At 67.7% G+C, this 16,387-nt stretch carries 13 protein-coding genes; 3 read left to right on the top strand and 10 right to left on the bottom strand.

Annotation, left to right across the window (positions count from 1 at the left end):
• Nucleotides 1-301: 301 nt before the first annotated feature.
• The 4 genes from ACGFIZ_RS33025 to ACGFIZ_RS33010 are packed head-to-tail and all read right to left on the bottom strand — an operon-like array spanning nucleotide 302 to nucleotide 4,938.
• Nucleotides 302-1,285, bottom strand: coding sequence for an XdhC family protein (locus tag ACGFIZ_RS33025; RefSeq protein WP_393426934.1), 984 nt, complete (start codon nucleotides 1,283-1,285; stop codon nucleotides 302-304).
• Nucleotides 1,275-3,401, bottom strand: a complete 2,127-nt coding sequence (locus ACGFIZ_RS33020; RefSeq protein WP_393426931.1) for a xanthine dehydrogenase family protein molybdopterin-binding subunit — start codon at nucleotides 3,399-3,401, stop codon at nucleotides 1,275-1,277. Before ACGFIZ_RS33020 ends, ACGFIZ_RS33025 begins: the two co-directional genes overlap by 11 nt.
• Nucleotides 3,398-4,402, bottom strand: a complete 1,005-nt coding sequence (locus tag ACGFIZ_RS33015; RefSeq protein ID WP_393426928.1) for an FAD binding domain-containing protein — start codon at nucleotides 4,400-4,402, stop codon at nucleotides 3,398-3,400. Before ACGFIZ_RS33015 ends, ACGFIZ_RS33020 begins: the two co-directional genes overlap by 4 nt.
• Entirely contained in the window at nucleotides 4,399-4,938 is a 540-nt protein-coding gene (locus ACGFIZ_RS33010; RefSeq protein ID WP_393426926.1) for a (2Fe-2S)-binding protein, read from the bottom strand. Before ACGFIZ_RS33010 ends, ACGFIZ_RS33015 begins: the two co-directional genes overlap by 4 nt.
• A gap of 815 nt (nucleotides 4,939-5,753) precedes the next feature.
• Between ACGFIZ_RS33010 and ACGFIZ_RS33005 the strand changes: the two genes are divergently transcribed.
• Nucleotides 5,754-6,320 (top strand): NTP transferase domain-containing protein, encoded by a 567-nt coding sequence (locus ACGFIZ_RS33005; RefSeq protein WP_393426923.1) that lies wholly within the window; start codon nucleotides 5,754-5,756, stop codon nucleotides 6,318-6,320.
• Between the two features lie 151 nt (nucleotides 6,321-6,471).
• Here ACGFIZ_RS33005 and ACGFIZ_RS33000 read toward each other — a convergent pair whose 3' ends face one another.
• The 4 genes from ACGFIZ_RS33000 to ACGFIZ_RS32985 all read right to left on the bottom strand — a co-directional run bounded on the left by ACGFIZ_RS33000 (nucleotide 6,472) and on the right by ACGFIZ_RS32985 (nucleotide 9,519).
• A complete protein-coding gene (locus ACGFIZ_RS33000) occupies nucleotides 6,472-7,263 on the bottom strand; it encodes a low temperature requirement protein A (protein WP_393426937.1) in 792 nt (263 codons plus the stop codon).
• A 272-nt stretch (nucleotides 7,264-7,535) separates the two neighbouring features.
• Nucleotides 7,536-8,219 carry a class I SAM-dependent methyltransferase gene (locus ACGFIZ_RS32995; protein ID WP_393426920.1) on the bottom strand — a complete coding sequence of 228 codons (684 nt, stop codon included), beginning with the start codon at nucleotides 8,217-8,219 and terminating at the stop codon, nucleotides 7,536-7,538.
• A complete protein-coding gene (locus ACGFIZ_RS32990; RefSeq protein WP_393426917.1) occupies nucleotides 8,216-9,199 on the bottom strand; it encodes an alpha/beta hydrolase in 984 nt (327 codons plus the stop codon). Before ACGFIZ_RS32990 ends, ACGFIZ_RS32995 begins: the two co-directional genes overlap by 4 nt.
• A gap of 14 nt (nucleotides 9,200-9,213) precedes the next feature.
• Nucleotides 9,214-9,519, bottom strand: a complete 306-nt coding sequence (locus ACGFIZ_RS32985; protein ID WP_393426914.1) for a putative quinol monooxygenase — start codon at nucleotides 9,517-9,519, stop codon at nucleotides 9,214-9,216.
• A gap of 315 nt (nucleotides 9,520-9,834) precedes the next feature.
• On the opposite strand from ACGFIZ_RS32985, the gene ACGFIZ_RS32980 reads away from it, so the two are divergent.
• Nucleotides 9,835-10,374, top strand: a complete 540-nt coding sequence (locus tag ACGFIZ_RS32980) for a ferritin-like domain-containing protein (protein WP_393426911.1) — start codon at nucleotides 9,835-9,837, stop codon at nucleotides 10,372-10,374.
• Here the strand turns inward: ACGFIZ_RS32980 and ACGFIZ_RS32975 are convergent.
• On the bottom strand, nucleotides 10,337-13,093 hold the full coding sequence (locus ACGFIZ_RS32975; RefSeq protein WP_393426908.1) for an ATP-binding protein: 2,757 nt from the start codon (nucleotides 13,091-13,093) through the stop codon (nucleotides 10,337-10,339). The two genes, ACGFIZ_RS32980 and ACGFIZ_RS32975, sit on opposite strands and share 38 nt — an antisense overlap.
• 154 nt (nucleotides 13,094-13,247) lie before the next feature.
• Nucleotides 13,248-14,138, bottom strand: a complete 891-nt coding sequence (locus ACGFIZ_RS32970) for an AraC family transcriptional regulator N-terminal domain-containing protein (protein ID WP_393426905.1) — start codon at nucleotides 14,136-14,138, stop codon at nucleotides 13,248-13,250.
• Nucleotides 14,139-14,534: 396 nt separating this feature from the next.
• On the opposite strand from ACGFIZ_RS32970, the gene ACGFIZ_RS32965 reads away from it, so the two are divergent.
• Nucleotides 14,535-15,950: a recombinase family protein gene (locus ACGFIZ_RS32965; RefSeq protein WP_393426901.1), complete on the top strand. Its 1,416-nt coding sequence runs from the start codon at nucleotides 14,535-14,537 to the stop codon at nucleotides 15,948-15,950.
• Nucleotides 15,951-16,387: the final 437 nt, after the last annotated feature.

The following is a 16,387-nucleotide window of genomic DNA, read 5'->3' as shown; positions in this document are numbered from 1 at the left end:
GCAGTCCACCGAAGGGCATCTCCGCAGGTCGCGGACGGCTACCACAAGCAACTCAGCCGGACCCGAAATCTGCGTGTTAATGATCTGCGAGCCCTAATTCCGTAGCCCGGTTCAGTGCCAACGCGCGCCTGGCTTGGCCTGTGGTCGGGAGCTGCTCGTCGCCATGTAGCAGCGGTGCCACCCGACCTGCTCTTCGAGGCCCTGTGCGCTGGGCCGTGGTCGGCCCGTAGAGTCCTGGCCGGGGAACCGGTTGTTGACCTGCGCCACGCCTGTCGCCGGCTCGGTGCCAGCTCGACGGGTGTCAACCATGAGCCGTCGCGGTCTCTGCGGCTCGGATCGGCAGCGTACCGTCTCGGAGCCGACGGCCGCTGCGGCCGTTTTTTGCCGCGACGGTCTCGGCGAGGATGGACAGGGCCGTTTCGGCGAGTGATGCACCACCGAGGTCGAGTCCCGCGGGCCCGACAAGTCGGTCAAGGCCTGGCTGGCTTGCCAGCCGTCGCATCCGTTGGGCATGGGTGGCTCGGCTGCCCAGGGCAGCCACATGTCCCGCATCTCCCGCCAGTGCCGCGCGAATGGCCCGGTCGTCTATCCGCGGATCGTGGCTGAGTGTCACGACAGCGTCTTGAGGTCCGAGCGGGTGCTCAGCCAGCCAGATGTCCGGCCAGACACGTTCTACCCGAGCTGTTGGCGGCATCGCATCCGCTGCGACATGGTCAGGCCGAGGGTCCACCACGACTACCGCCCAGTCCAGCAGGTGCGCCATGCCTGCCATCACGGCGGCTAGGTCAGTGGCCCCGACGAGGAGCAGTTGCCGACGCGACGGCAGCTGGTCGAGATAGGCATCGTCAGCGACGGCGTCCTCGGCTATCGGGGTAACGGACCAGCGATACGGCGGTCGCAGCCCGACGCGTACGGTCACCGGCCGATCGTCCGCCAGAGCTTCGGTGATCGCCTCGTGAACCGGGGCGGGTGGTGCGGGTGCGATGAGCACCTCCAGCGTCGCGGTGCAGGCGGGCCGCTCTTCCCAGGGCAGTAGCTGCTCGCCCGGTGACAACGCCAGTATGTGTGGTGGCGCACCGTGCAACAAGGACCGTGCCGCTTCGACAACTATCGATTCTATGCAGCCACCGGACACGGAACCTCGCCAGGTGCCGTCCGCGGCGACCGCCATAGTTGAACCCAGTGGCCTCGATCCGGGACCGTTACGGGCCACCAGGCGGGCCAGTACGACCGACTGGCCCGCCCGCCGCTTGGAGTCCACGAACGGCCACACTTCACGCAACACTGACGGCTCCCGGGCGGTCCTTGGCCGCTGCGCGCTCGATGACACGGCTGAGGCTGATCGGCAATGTTCGGTGGCGGGTGCCGGTGGCGTGCCACACGGCGTTGGCGATTGCCGCAGCGGTGCCGGCATTGCCGATCTCGCCGAGACCGTTGAATCCGGATGGGTCCTGAGGCTCGTAGTCAGCCACGAAGTCGGCCTCGATGTTGGGTACGTCGGCGTGGGCGGAGATGTGGTAGCCGGCGAAGTCGGCAGTGACGAGGCGGCCCGTGAGTGGATCGCGAACAGACTCCTCGTGCAGCGCCATCGACAGGCCTCCGATCATGCCGCCGATCAGCTGGCTGCGGGCCAGCAGCGGATTGATCACACGGCCTACGGCGAACATGCCGAGCAACCGGCGAATACACACTTCTCCGGTTGCTGGATCGACGGTCACCTCGGCGAACACGGCACTGTAGGTGTATCGCTCTTCGGCCGGCCGCCAATTGATCAGCGGTGTGGTGTCGACTGACGCGGTGACTGGCCTAGCGGAATCGCCCAGCTTCTCGCGCAGCGCCTTCGCGGTCTCGGTGATGGCAAACGCGCACGATGTCGTGCCTCGGGATCCGCCGGCTCCAGCGGCCAGGCCGAGATCGCTGTCGCCGATGTGCATGCGGACCCGCTCGGTGCTCACACCGAGGGCGTCCGCGGCCACGGCGATCAGCGCGGTGCGTGCTCCGGTGCCGATGTCGGTGGCGCCGACCCTGACGGAGAATGTCCCGTCCGTCTCCGCGGTGATCGCTGCAGAGGAGGGGAAGACCCCGGCGATGAACGCGACGGCGGCCACGCCGGTGCCGACGAGGAGGTTGCCCTCCCTGCGCACCCGGGGGCGAGGGTCGCGCTGGGCCCAGCCGAACCGGCGTGCGCCTTCCTGAAGGCATTGGACCAGGCGGCGGGTGCTGAATGGGCGGCCGGACACCGGGCTGACGACGGGCTGGTTGAGCAGCCGCAGCTGCAGGGGATCGATCTGCAGCCGTTCGGCTACTTCGTCGATGGCCGACTCGAAGGCAAACGAACCGGGTGCCGCGCCGGGTCCACGCATGGAGCACGGAGGCAGAAGGTTGAGGGGTACCGCACTGAGTTCCGTGCGGATCGCCGGTGCCGCGTAGAGGGTTCGGGCCTGCTCGGTGCACCACTCGATGTACTCAGCCAGCGGCGACTGTGCGAACGCGGCGTGGTGGTGGATAGCTCGGAGCCGCCCGTCGGCATCGGCGCCGATTCGGACGCGCTGTTCAGTCGGCGGCCGCGACCCGGTTGCCAGGAAGACCTGTCTTCGGGTGAGTGCGACCCGTACCGGCCGCTGGAGATGCTCGGCGGCCAACGCTGCCAGGATGATCTGTGCCCCACAGGTGGTTTTGGCGCCAAAGCCGCCGCCGACGTGCTCGGCGCGGATGTGCACACGTTCCGGGTCGATGAGGAACAGCGAGGCCAGCACCTGGGAGATGCCGAACGGCCCTTGGTTGGAGTCGAAGGCGTAGAGATGGCCGTCCTCCCACCATGCAGTCGCGACATGCGGCTCCATGGCGCTGTGGCTCTCTTCCGGTGTGTGGTAGAGCTCGTCCACCACTATCGCGGATGCCGCGAGCTCGGCTTCCAGGTCACCGGTGTCGGCCTCGGGGCCAAACAGGGTGGACGCGGGGCGTGCGGCGGGATGGTTCATGGAGAACTCGATGTCATGGGGCTCCGTGTCGTAGGTCACCCGCAACGCCGCCGCTGCGGCACGTGCTTGCTCGGGCGTCTCCGCTATCACGAGCGCGACGGGACGGCCGGCGTATTCAATGACCTCGTCCTGTAGCAGCGGGAGGCTGCGGTCGGGGCCGAAGTGGTGGGCGATGTCGGGGTTGAGGCGTCGCGCGTTGCGGTGGTCCAGTACTCCCAGGACGCCCGGCTGGGCGAGAGCATCCGTGGCGTCGATGTCCCGGATTCGGCCGCGTGACACCGCAGCCGTGACCATCCAGCCGTGAGCAAGGTTGGGCATCGGAAGGTCCGCGACATAGTGGGCGGAGCCGGTGACTTTGAGGCGGCCTTCGATCCGGGGTCGTGATTCGCCTACGGCACCGATGATCTCGTCGGGGTTCATCCGTTGCTCCCCTCTCCGGCGTCTGCGGCGAGTTCGGTCAGAACCGCTTCGATCAGGTTGCGGGCGAGCGTCACTTTGTATGCGTTGTCGCGCAGCGGCGCGGCGGCGGCGATCTCCTCGTCGGCGGCTGCGCTGATTCGCTCGGCTGTGGCCGGACCGCCGCGCAGCGCGGACTCGGCCAGTCGCGCCCGCCACGGCCGTGACGCCACGCCGCCGAGTGCGAGCCGCACGTCCTGCACCAGGCCCTGCTGGACGTCGAGCGCTGCTGCCACAGAAACGGTGGCGAACGCGTACGACGCGCGCTCCCGGACCTTGCGGTAGCGCGACTTTCTGGCGACCGCGGCCGCCGGTATCACCACTGCCGTGATCAGGGCTCCGTCGGGCAGGGCGGTCTCCCGGTCCGGGCGGTTACCTACGGGGAGATAGAACTCCGACAGCGGGATCTCTCCCGTGCCGTCGAGGGCCTCGTATCGCACCACGGCGTCGAAGGCGCTCAGCGGCACCGCCATGTCCGAGGGGTGGGTAGTCACGCAATGCTCCGTCCAGTCGAGGATCGCGTGGTTGTGGTGGGCCCCGTTGATTGCGGAGCATCCGCTGCCGGGAACCCGCTTGTTGCATGCTTCCGACGGATCGGCGAAGTAGGCGCAGCGGGTGCGTTGCAGGAGGTTTCCCCCGACGGTTGCCATGTTGCGCAGCTGGCCCGAGGCCCCTGCCAGGATCGCCTGGCTCAATGCCGGGTACCGGAGCCGCACCTGCGCGTCGGCGGCGACGGCGCTGTTGGTGGCCGTCGCCCCGAGCACCAGGCCGCCGTCTGGCGTTTCGCCGATCTCGCCCAACGCGAGGCTTCGAATGTCCACCAGGCGGGCGGGTGACTCGACTCCGGCTTTCATGAGGTCGACGAGATTGGTGCCGCCCGCGAGGAACCGCGCCCCGTCGTGCTGGGCTACGAGGTTCAAGGCATCGCGGATCTGTGTCGTCCGCTGATAGGCGAAAGCTCTCATCCGGCCACCGCCTCGCGGGCGGAGGCCTCGAGGATCGCACGCACGATCGACGGGTATGCGCCGCAGCGGCACAGGTTACCGCTCATCCGCTCGCGTATCTCCTCTTCGGTCAGTTCCCCTGCCCGATGCGGTGAGCCGTTGCGGGTGACTGCGCTGGGCCAGCCTGCCGCATGCTCGGCGAGCATCCCGACCGCGGAGCAGATTTGTCCCGGCGTGCAAAACCCGCACTGAAATCCGTCGAGGCGGATAAAGGCCTCCTGGATCGGGCGCAGCTCACCGTCGCCGGCCAGGCCTTCGATGGTCGTGACAGCAGCACCGTCGGCGGCGACAGCGAGAGTGAGGCAGGAGACCACTCGCTGCCCGTTGACCAGGACGGTACACGCGCCGCACTGGCCATGATCACAGCCCTTCTTCGCACCAGTGAAGTTCAGGTCGTCCCGCAGCGCATCAAGGAGCGTCCTGCGGTTGTCCACCGCCAATCGGTAAGTCTCGTCGTTGACTCGCAATGCGATCTCACTACGCGTGTCATTGGTCATCGCGATCCTTTCACCACCTTGCTCGAAGCCCACACGATGGGACCGAATGGCCAACCGCCGGATCTGAATCTCCTCATATCTGACCCGCTCCGGTGCGCAGCGAAGACGGGGCTGCGCGGCCGGGGGCCATTTGACAGACGTCATAGACGCTACGTCAGTTCACCGAATCCCTCTTGCACAGAAGTCTTGAACTTCTGCCTGATCCTGCGCGGTTTCTTCGGCGCCCGTGCCGCCATTGGCTCACCGTGCCCGCCACAGCAGGCCGGCGTTGCGGTGCGACTCGGCGTCGGCCGGGCGCTAGCGGCCCGTGGTGGGCAGCCAGCGTTGACGTGTTCGCGATCTCCGCGGCGTCGTATGACACAGCGCGGCGCCGTGACCGGCCATCGGGAGCTCCGAAGCCGTCCACAGCTGAGGCTCACCACGTCTCGGCCGGCTGACGCTGATGGTGCAAACGAGAGACGGTCAGGTGGACCGGCGGCGACTATGCATGCCGGTGAAGGGGTTGAGGAAGCGGGCCGGCGCGCAACGCGTCGAGCAACGTGGCGTTGGTCGACGTCCAGCCGGCGGGTCTCGCCGTTGGCCCGAGGTTTTCCTGATTTCGCGGCCAGCGCATCCTTTCGGGCGACAGAACAGGTGGGCAGAATCGTGCAGACTGCGGTGGTGATCCCGCCTCACCCTCAGGCCCTCGCGACGTCACGGGTCTTCTCGTCGCGGCCCTGCTGCCCAACGGCGCGAAGTGGCCCGCCGCCGCAACGGCGCCATGATTTCGCGTCCCCGCGCGCCCGGCTTGGGCGTAGATCAAGCGGCGGGTCGCGATGAGTTCTCTCGACGCTGCGGCAAAGGGCGTCGCCGGCCTGGTCCTAGCCGCCGGGGCAGGGCGCCGCTACGGCGGCCCCAAGGCACCGGTGTTTCTCGGGCAGGCGCTCCGCGCGCTTCGGGACGGCGGCTGCGACCCGATCATCGCGGTCCTCGGTGCCGGGGTCCGCCAGACCCGGGCTGCCGTTGATCTTGACGGTGTTCTGGTGGTCGAGAATCAGGGCTGGGCCGAGGGTATGGCCTCATCGTTACGTCTCGGAATGACCACGGCCGCCCGCATACGGAGGGTCTCGGCTGTGTGCGTGCATCTGGTGGACATGCCCGGGGTTTCTGCGACGGCGGTGGCCCGACTGCTGGCGCAGGCACACGCGGGCTGCCTGACTCGCGCCTGCTACGACGGCGAGCCGGGCCATCCGGTGGTACTGGGCCGTGACCATTGGGCTGAGATCGTCGCGACCGTGCGTGGCGACCAGGGCGCACGCGCATACCTACGCCGGCACGCCGCCCACGTGATCGCGGTTGAATGCGGCGACGTGGCCTCCGGATACGACGTCGACGAACGGTGACTGGCCCGCAAGGATCGTCCACTCGTCACTCCCCCACGCCGCAGGATGGTCATATCTGCATCTGCCGCGCCCCGACCGGGTGAGGCACGTAGGGCTGTTCGGACCCGTTGACAGCCAGGACGGATATCTCGCCGAGGTGAACCGGGCTTGGCTACGTCTGGCGCCGTCGATGGACGTCATCAACGCCCACCGACGGTTCCGCGTCAATGTCGCCGGTCCCGGTGCGCTGGCGCCACCGTGGGCACTCATCTGCATGCAGGGTTGGCCAGGTCAGCCGCAGGCCATCGCTGGTTAGGAGCGACTCAGCCAGCAGCAGCGCCACCATCGTCCCGGCGACCGTGCTGAGGACCGCCAGCGGCGAGAGCGTCGCCAACAGGGGCACGGCCGCCAGGACCGCAAGGATCACCCCAGCGAGGATCGGCAGGCTGATAGGTCCGATGGTGGCACCGAATCCGAGTGCGGTGATTGATTCGCCCAGAGCGAGCATGACGACCAGCCCATGGCGCTCGGCGAAGTGCGCGGCCGAGTTGATGCGTCCCTGTAGGCCCCGGGTCGTGGCATGGGCGACGGCCGGTTCGATGGCGGCCGCGGCGGACACACAGCACACCTGCGCCGACGAGCCGAGCAGAGCGCCGGCGGTAAGCAGGATGCCGGACGGCAGCATGGATGCCAGCACCGTCAGCATGACTTCACGCCGCGCCCGTTCCTCGCCGACGGCTGCCAGAATGTAAACCGCGCCATGGGTACACCGGGCGACCAGGTAGGCGCACACGAACACCATCGGCCCGAACAGCCCTCCGTCGCGGTCGTGGTTGGCCTCTGGCACGGCCAGTCCGACAGCGAAGACGGCCATCGTTGCGACGATCATCGCGATGCGGACTAGGCCTTCGTCCGCGCGGGCCTGATTGGCCAGCCAACTGTACGCCGTCCAGGACCACCACAGCAGCCCGCCGACGGCCCAGCTCTTGCAGGATGCCGGTGGCGTCGTGGTGCTCGATCATGAGCATGCTCACCTGGATGAAAGCGAAGACGTATGCGAGGTCGAAGAACAGCTTCAGCGTCGTGACCCGGTCGCCTTCGGTGCTCATGACGACATGTCTGCCGCGGCGCCGGGCCTTGCGTCGTCAGCGGTGAAAGCATGGGTACGCATGGTGTCCCCATCGTTTGGTAGTGCGAGAGCGGCGGGGCCACGCGAGGTTGCCGCGCGGCCTGCGCTCAGCGGTTCGGTGGTCGGGTAATCTGCGATGTCCGTGTGGGCCGGCGCCATGACAGGTGCGGAGCCATCCCGGTCGTCCTTCGGCGCGCCGGTGTGTGCGGCCTGCGGCAGAAGTAGACGAACGCGGGTGGTGTGTTGGCCCACACCGTCTGGCCGCGTACCACTTCCTCGAACCGTTCGCCGAGGCTGCGTCGGAGCCGCCGGGCTGGCGGCATCCAGCGCGTGTGGGTGTACGCGAAGGTGGTGAAGGCGCCGTGCGGGGCGAGGACTGCGGTGACCGCGGTGAGCAGGTCGTCCTGTCGTCCTGGTGTGAAGGCCGCCCACGGGAGCCCGCTGACGATGACGTCGGCGTGGTCGAGCCCGCGTACCGTCAGTATCTCGCGCAGGTTGCGGGCGTCGGCGATGGCGAGGTCGACGCCCGGGAAGCGCGCAGCGAGCAGGTCCGCGAACCGTTCGTTGATTTCGATGGCCAGGTGGTGGCCTCGGCCGGCCAGCCGCCGCTGGATGGCCTGCGTGAACGCTCCGGTGCCCGGGCCAAGCTCCACCACGATGGGGTCGCCGGTGAGTGGAACCGGTGCGACGACCGCGTCGGCGAGTGCCTGGCTGCTCGGCGCGACCGACGCGACTGTGAGCGGATTGCGGATGAACTCGCGTAGGAACTGGCCGTGATAGTCGACGGTCATCGTCTGCCCCGGCGTTCGGCGGGCATGCCGTCCAATGTGCGGATCAGCCATTCCGTGCGGGCCCGCCGAGCGATCGCACCGATGCGCGTCCGTGGGAACAGCGCGTCGAACCCGTGGACGCCACCCGCCCAGACGTGCAGTTCGGCCTGGCCGCCGGCGGCCCAGATCCGGCTGGCGTAGTCGACGTCTTCGTCGCGGAAGACCTCAGCGGTTCCGGCGTCGATGTAGGTGGTTGGCAGGTTGGACAGATCCTCGGCGAGCGCCGGCGAGATGTACGCGGAGACGCCGGCGGGCAGGTCGGCGAGGACCGACCGCCACGCGAACTCGTTTGTCTGCCCGGTCCAGACACCGGGTACGCCGGTGAACTGGCGGCTGGAGGTCGTGCTGTTGCGATGGTCGAGCATCGGGCAGATCAAGATCTGCGCGGCGATCGGGACGGTGTCCCGGTCGCGGGCCAGCAGCGTCACCCCGGCCGCCAGACCGCCGCCGGCACTGGCGCCGGCGACGATGATGCGGCTCGGATCGACGCCGAGCCCGTCGGCGTGCTCGGCCGTCCACAACAGGCCTCGGTAGCAGTCCTCGACCAGCGTCGGCCCGTGAGCCTCGGGAGCCAGTCGGTACTCTACGGTGACGATCACGGCACCGAACCGGTCGAGCCATTCCAGCGGGATGTCGATGTTGGCGAACCGGTCACCCATGATCATGCCGCCGCCGTGAATCCAGTAGATGCATGGCGCGAGTGCGGTGCGGTCACCGGTCGGGCGGAAGACCGACAGCGCGATCTCCGTGCCGTCGTCAGCGCAGGTGACGAATTCGCTGCGGTCGATGGAACGGCCGTCCAGCAGTGGCTCGACCGGAGCCGAGGAGTATGGGCGTACCTGCGCGAGGGCGTCGGCGTTCAGGATGGATGTCAGTGGCATCTCGGCGAGCAGCGCCGCCAGTTCGGGATCGACGCCGGGACGCGATGTAGTGGTGATCACGATGGTTCGTCCTCTCAGATGGCGGCCTTGCCACCGACGGGGATCTCGTCGGTGTAGGCCGACTCGGCGGCCAGCAGTGCCTGGAGCCGGGCGACCAGGGTCTGCGCGGGCTCACTGGCGAAGAAGCCGCTGTGGGCTTCGGGGCTGGTCCAGCCCTCCGTGACGAAGATCGTGTCCGGGTCGGCTGCGGACCGGCCGACCAGGAACACGACGCAGTCGTCGTTGGCCAGCGACGGCGCGTGGAGCAGGAGGTCGATGACCTCGTCTCCCTTACCGGGCTTGGCGGTCATCGTGGCGTGGAAGCCGTGTCCGATGGTCATGGTGTGTGCCCCTCGGTGGGTCGTGCTCGTTCAGGACGAGAACAATCTGGTCGCAGCGACAGGGGCGGCACATCTGTCATACGACCTCAGGGTCATCGCCTGGCTGTGGCGGGTTACCTAGCCGTCGATGACGTAATGGCAAGCGCAGCCCTCCTGGGCGAAGCCCGCACGGAGACCGGTGACGCCGCCGCCGGGCCACACCTCAGCGGCGACCGTTAGGTCAATTGACAGATGTGCCCCGGTGGGTGGCTGACCGACCATGGGTGTATGCCAGGACAACCGGGGTTGCGCAGACGCGAGGTACGCGACCGTGCGGTGTGGGACCCGGACGACGGGCCGATCACTCCATCGAACCGGGCCGACCTGAGCGCGGTGGCGCGTCTGCTCAACGTCTTGCTGTCGAGCATGATCGTGTCGTCGCTGCAGTACGAACACCACGCCGCGTTGGTGCGGGGCCTGTCGGCGCAGCCGGTCGCCGACTATCTGTTCACCTGCGCCGACAACGACCGAGCCGACGCCCGTGCTCTGGCAGCCCGCATCCGCGACCTCGGGTTCGCCGCCGACCACGATCCACGGCACCTTGCCGGACGGTCACGGATCAGCTTTCAGAGCTTCGCCGCCGGCGACCTCACCGGGATCGTGGCGCAGGATCTCGTGGCGGCTCGAATCCTCGTCCAGACCCTGCAGGAGGCCGTGCGCTGGGTGGGCGATGCGGACCCGACCATTCGCCGACTGCTGGAACGGCTGCTCGAAGCGAAGGAGGCGCAGGCTTGCGTCCTCGCAGCCGAGTCTGCTCCGGACCGTCCGGCCGAGCAGATCACTGGGGATCAGGAGGTGACGAGAGGGCATCCCTGAGACCGGCCCGGGTCGTCACACCGAGCTTGGGAAAGATCCGATACAGGTGCGCGCCGACGGTGCGGTGCGAGAGGAACAGACGGTGGGCGATCTCCTTGTTGGTCAGGCCACTGGCGGCCAGCTGAGCGATCTGCGCCTCCTGCGCCGTCAGGGCGGCCGTGCCGGGGGCGCGAGCGTCGGCCAGCGGGTACTTCGCAGCGCGCAGCTCGCCGTGTGCGCGGTCAAGCCACGGCCCGGCCGCCATCGCGGCGAACCCGTCGCGCGCGGCGAGCAGGTGGACGCGGGCCTGCGTGACCTGTCCGGCTCGCCGGAGCTTCTCGCCATACGCCAGCCGTACGCGGGACGCGTCGAACAGCCACCGGTCGACAGCGGTGTCGCCGAGTAACTGTTCAAGCCTCTCCGCGGGCTCGGGGTCGTCGGAGACCAGGGCCTCGGCACCCGCTTGGATCAGCGCCATCCGGCTGGACAGCCGCGACAGTCCGGCCGTGCGCATCGCTTCGACGTGTGCCCGCGCTTCCACCGTCCGCCCGGTCCGCACAGCCGCCTCGATCAGGTCGAATGCAACCCATGTGCAGTGGGGCACAAACGGGGCGAAGGTCCCCGGCGGGCTCATGGCGGCGGCGTGAACATATGCGGCATCGAAGTCCCCGGCTGCGGCGGCGGCGAGGGTACGCGGATGGTGGGCGAACAGGACTGCAGCCGATACCCCCCGAGGATGCGCCCAGTTGGTGATCTCATCGGCCAGCTTGTACGCCTCGTCGGCCTGGCCTCGCCCGGCGGCCACGATCGCCCTGTTGTACCAGAAATACCACGAAAAGAACGGGAAGCCGCCGGTGTCGCAGATCCGCTGGCCCTCCCGTGCCAGCTCTTGCGCTTCGTCCCATCGGCCGATGAGGAAGTCGTCCAGGCACAGGTGCATCAGCGCACCGATGTGCCTGCGAGCCGCCGCTCCGTCGCGCCCTTGATGCACAAGCCGCCACGACCCTTCGCGGACGTCACCGAGCCGGTCCAGATACACCGAGGCGGTGCCGATCCGCATGACACGCGCCGGGTCGGTCTCCTCGGCGAGGGCGCCCAAAATCGTTTCCGCGTCGGCGAGGGCGGACACGCCGGTGCGTACAGGGTCGGGAAAGGTCTTGCTGGCCAGGGCGAGGATCTGCGGCGGTTTTGGCCGCAGCCGCCGCAGCGCGCGGAAGAACGGCTCCCAATACTGCGGTGCGCTGCCGTACCAGCTCACCAGCAGCAGGGTGTGCATTGCCTCGATCAACGCCGGATCGTCGGCGCGGTACCCGTGATCGCCGGCCTCGATGGCGCCGACGAGCAGACGATGCGCAGTGTGCACATCACCCTCGCCGTCAAGCATCAGGAACGCGGCGGCGTTGGCCGCGTGCAGGGACCCAGCCGAGTCCGGCACCGCCCGGCGGGCATCGGCCAGCAGGGTGCGTGCGTCCGCGGTCGTTCCGCCCGCCTCCGCGCCGATGTAGGCGGCCTCGGCAAGCCGCCGGCCCCGGTCGGCGCTGGTCACGCTCAGTTCAGCGGCGCGTACCAGGGATATGATCGCTGCGACCGCATCGCCGCGCAGCATGACACGGTGTGCGGCGGTTTCGAGCAGTTGCGCGACCGCCTCATCCGGAGCCACCGCGGCTGCGGCCAGATGCCACGCCCGGCGCTCCTCGTCGTCGACCAACACCTTGGCCAGGGCGACGTGCGCGGCACGCCGCTCCTCGTGCGTTGACATTGCCACGATCGCCGATCGGATGAGCGGATGCCGGAATGCGATCTGGGCGGTCGCGTCATCCACATACACCAGCTGCGTCCGCTCAGCGGGAGCCAGGTCGGCCAACCCGCCACGGTCGGCGCAGGCGGCATGCAGCACCCGCACGTCACCAGTGCCCTCATATGCGGCCAGCAGCAGCAGCCGGCGGGTCGGCTCCGGTAGTTCCGCGATGCGTGCCGCGAACAACGCCTGCAGCTGGTCGTTGAGCGGAACAACCTCGGGCTGAGCCGCCACCCGGTGGACGGCACCTGACAACGTGGACGGCAACTCCATCAATGCCAGCGGATTGCCTTGGGCGAGATCCAGCAGCCGCCGACGGATACGCGACGGCAGCTGGGGAAAGGTGCCGTCCACCAATTGCTCTGCGGCGGCCTCGTCCAACGGGGCCACCACGACCTCGGCCAGCCCGCGCCGGTCGAGGTAACTGGCCGCACCTGTTCGCGTCGACATCAGCAGACCGGCTCGGCAACCTGCCAAGCGGCGAGCCACGAAGCCGAGAACGACAGCGCTGGCCCGATCGATCCAATGAACGTCGTCGACCAGAAGCACCACCGGCGCCTCGGCGGCAAGGCTTTGCACGAGCAGAAGGGTGGCGTTGCAGACCAACAGGGCGTCCGGTGCCGTACCGGCCCCGAATCCCAGTGCCACCTCCAGCGCTTCCCGGGGGCCGGTGGGAAGCCGTGAAATGTCACCCTGAACGGACAGCAGCAACTGGTTGAGGGCCGAGTAGCTGACATCGGCCTCGAACTCGGAGCCCGAGGCCTGCAGCACCTGCATGCCCTCTGCGAGGGCACGTTCCGCCGCAGCGGCCATGAGCGAGGACTTGCCCACACCGGGCTCACCTGTCAGCAGCCGTGCGGCGCCTCCGCGCCCCGCCTGGCCCAGAAATGTCGAAAGCTGCTCTAGTTCAGCATCTCGACCGTAAAGCCCGATATCACCCACATGCACCTCACGTTGCCTGCTCCTCAGACAACACGATCAAGCATGCGAGTGGAAGCGACATTCCTCTCGCATTCTTGCCTAATCCTCCCGGGTTCCCCGCACGGCGGCAGGCGATGCCGCGATGAACCGCCCCAGCAGGGTTCGGGGCGGTTGATCAGTGAGCTGGCACGGGCTGTCGCAGGCGGATCGCGTCGAGTCTCGGCGGCGCACCGAACTGGCGCCGATACTCGCGGCTGAACTGCGACGGACTGTCGTAGCCCACAAGGCGGCTGATTCCCGCGATGTCCGTGGCGTCGCAGGCGAGCAGGAGCCGTGCCTGATGAAGCCGGATCTGCTTCTGATATTGGATCGGGCTCAGCGAGGTGAGCGCCTGAAAGTTGCGGTGGAAAGCCGAGACGCTCATTCCCGCCTGCTGTGCCGCCATCTCTACCCGGAACGGCTCGCGGTAGTTATCGCGCATCCAGCGGACAGCGCGAGTGATGTGGCTCAAAGTGCCGTCAGGTTGCCCGAGCTGCCGGATTATCGGGCCCTGTTCGCTGGTAATCAGCCGCCAGAGAATCTCGCGCTTGATCATCGGCGCCAGCACGGGAATGTCGCGTGGGGTGTCGAGCAGCCGCAACAGCCGTAACACCGCGTCGAGCATGTCGGCGGAGGCCGTGCTGATGGCCAGCCCGGACGGCGCGCCCTCGTCGCTGTCGCGCAAGAGGTCGGCTGGCGCTTGCAGCAGCAGGTCAGCGATAGCAATGGGATCGAGCGTCAACCCCACGCCCAGCCCTGGCTTGTCCGGGCTCGCGGCGCTGAAGTGCGCCGTGACCGGCAGATCCACCGACACGACGAGGTACTGCCCTGCCCGGTATTCGTAGATCTGGTCGCCGAGCCCGAAACGCTTCGACCCTTGAGCAACGAATGCGAAGACTTTCCCATATGTTGTTGGCTTCGGGGGAAACGGCTTGTCGGCTTTGAAGATCAGGACCCCATCTATGGCCGTACGAAGATCGGGCCTGACGTGCCGGGCGATCAGGTCGCGTACCTCGTCAAGGGACATGAGCCGATTGTCCCACTGACCCGGAGTGAAAGAAAAGCCAGTTGATCATGGATCGGATGCGTTGTGGCGGCGCAGCGCCGACGAGTTCACGCGGATCCTGCGCCAGCACGGCCAGGAGCGGCGGCCGCGACCGACGTCGCAGCGGCGTGGCGCGGATCCCGTGAATTCCTCCAGCTCGAAATCGAGGCCCTGGGTACCGAGCCGGACACGGACATCAACGGCCTTTTTCACGGGCAGGTCGACAACACCACTCCCCCGAAGGCAACCACACAACAACCCGGACCCCGCCGGTTGCAGCGCTGAGAGAGACCACTTCTGGGTGCCCTCTCTGGCCAAGTGTGGTCGTGAGTGAGCAGTCTCGGCTCCGCAAGCGACTGCCTATCGACGGAGCGAGACGTGACGACAACTGCCACAAGTAGGAGTAATCCGGACCTGCTGACCGGGTGGATCGATCGCGAACAGAAGCGTGCGACCGCGGGTCGCCGCGACGCGACTCCCTCCGGCCGCGGGGTGCGGTTCGCGTTCTACGGACGAATGTCGACAAAGGACTTCCAGGACCCGGCATCGTCGTACCACTGGCAACGTGAGGTGGCCCTCGGTCTGACCGCAGGGCGAGGCACGATCGTGGCCGAGTTCTTCGACATCGGATACTCCCGCCGAAAGGCGTGGGATGAGCGCCCGCAAGCCGCAGCGCTACTGGACGCGCTCGCTGATCCCGACCGTGCGTTCGACGCGATCGTGGTCGGTGAGTACGAACGCGCGTTCCACGGCAACCAACTGCTACACCTCGCCCCGACTCTTGAGCGCGACGGAGTACAGCTGTGGCTACCCGAGACCGACGGCCCACTCGATCACCACAACCCCACCCACCGGGCCTTGATCATGATGTTGGGGGCCCAGTCCAAACGCGAGGTCCAGCGCGCCCGGTTCCGGGTCATAGCCGCGATGCAGACCCAAACCCGCGAACAGGGACGCTACCTCGGCGGCCGACCGCCCTACGGCTACCGGCTCGCCGACGCCGGGCCCCACCCGAACGCCGCCCACGCCCGCTGGGGCCGCCGGCTACACCGGCTCGAACCCGATCCGGCCACCGCCCCACACGTACGGTGGATGTTCGCCCAACGCCTCGCCGGCAGCAGCGTCGCCAACATCGCCCGAACACTGAACGAGATGGGGATCCCCTGCCCGTCCGGCGTCGACCCGGACCGCAACCCGCACCGCAGCGGAGACGGGTGGACCCTGCGCACGGTCGCCGCGATCTTGAGTAACCCCCGCTACACCGGCCGACAGGTGTGGAACCGGCAACGCACCGACCACAACCCCGTCGACCACCAGCGCAGCGAGGTACACCGATGGAACCCTGCCGGACAGTGGGTGGTCTCCAAGGAGATGGCGCACCCCGCGCTGGCCAGCGAGAAGAACTTCGTCACCGTCCAAGCCATCCGATGTAACCCGACCCCCGAGGACGGCCACGCCCGCACCTTCCTGCTGTCCGGCCTGCTGCGCTGCGGTCACTGCGGGCGGCGGATGGAATCGCACTGGGTGCACGGCCGAGCCGGCTACCGCTGCCGGCACGGGCACACCAGCGCGAAACTCCCACGCCGCACCCTCAAGAACCTCTACCCACGAGAGGACGACCTACTTACCAGCCTCACGGCGCACATGAACCGCAGCAGCAGGCAGGGCCAAGCGAGGTGGCGGCCTCACGCCCTTGCGCCAACCGAGGTGGTAGCGACTCTGCGCGAGAACCAAATGACAATCGTCTCCCATGGCAACGCCTGGGACTTGACCCTCAGATCCGATCGCCAATAGCACACCTGCGAGCCAAGCACAATGCCCACCGGAGATTCCGTGGGGTATTAACGTGTCCGAGGGGGGAGATGAACCCCCACGCGTAGCACCCAGGCATAAAAATGGGTGCTCATGCGATTAAGGATAGCTCAATACAGAGCGTAAGCGCTACAGACGTAAGCTGGCCACGGGCACCCGTTGCAGCTACCAACGCGATAGATTCCATCCGCCTCTCCAACGCTCAGCGCATTTGTCAATTCGGCTAGAGGAATGAGGATTTCGGCGGGCAGAACCTGTGCGAGGTGCCCCCTCGGCGCAAGGCTGTGCGGTGAAGCACTACCAAGCGATCCAGGGGGATGCGCTCCAATGCCACGTAGCCTAATTTGATCATGTTGTTGTGCTGGTTGTTTGTGCCCGGACGGGCTTCCGGCGGGTGTGGTGCGGCGGGCGGGTCAGCG

This window comes from Micromonospora sp. NPDC048830 (assembly GCF_043198215.1).
In the GTDB taxonomy this organism is placed as follows: Bacteria; Actinomycetota; Actinomycetes; order Mycobacteriales; family Micromonosporaceae; genus Micromonospora.
The sequence above is the reverse complement of the archived record's forward strand: the minus strand, read 5'-3'. Positions and strand labels throughout refer to the sequence as shown.

Bases quoted from the DNA above. Each gene is read 5' to 3' on its own strand.
- ACGFIZ_RS33020 (WP_393426931.1), bottom strand. From the start codon at position 3,401: ATGAACCCCGACGAGATCATCGGTGCCGTAGGCGAATCACGACCCCGG.
- ACGFIZ_RS33015 (WP_393426928.1), bottom strand. From the start codon at position 4,402: ATGAGAGCTTTCGCCTATCAGCGGACGACACAGATCCGCGATGCCTTG.
- ACGFIZ_RS33010 (WP_393426926.1), bottom strand. From the start codon at position 4,938: ATGACCAATGACACGCGTAGTGAGATCGCATTGCGAGTCAACGACGAG.
- ACGFIZ_RS33005 (WP_393426923.1), top strand. From the start codon at position 5,754: ATGAGTTCTCTCGACGCTGCGGCAAAGGGCGTCGCCGGCCTGGTCCTA.
- ACGFIZ_RS32995 (WP_393426920.1), bottom strand. From the start codon at position 8,219: ATGACCGTCGACTATCACGGCCAGTTCCTACGCGAGTTCATCCGCAAT.
- ACGFIZ_RS32985 (WP_393426914.1), bottom strand. From the start codon at position 9,519: ATGACCATCGGACACGGCTTCCACGCCACGATGACCGCCAAGCCCGGT.
- ACGFIZ_RS32970 (WP_393426905.1), bottom strand. From the start codon at position 14,138: ATGTCCCTTGACGAGGTACGCGACCTGATCGCCCGGCACGTCAGGCCC.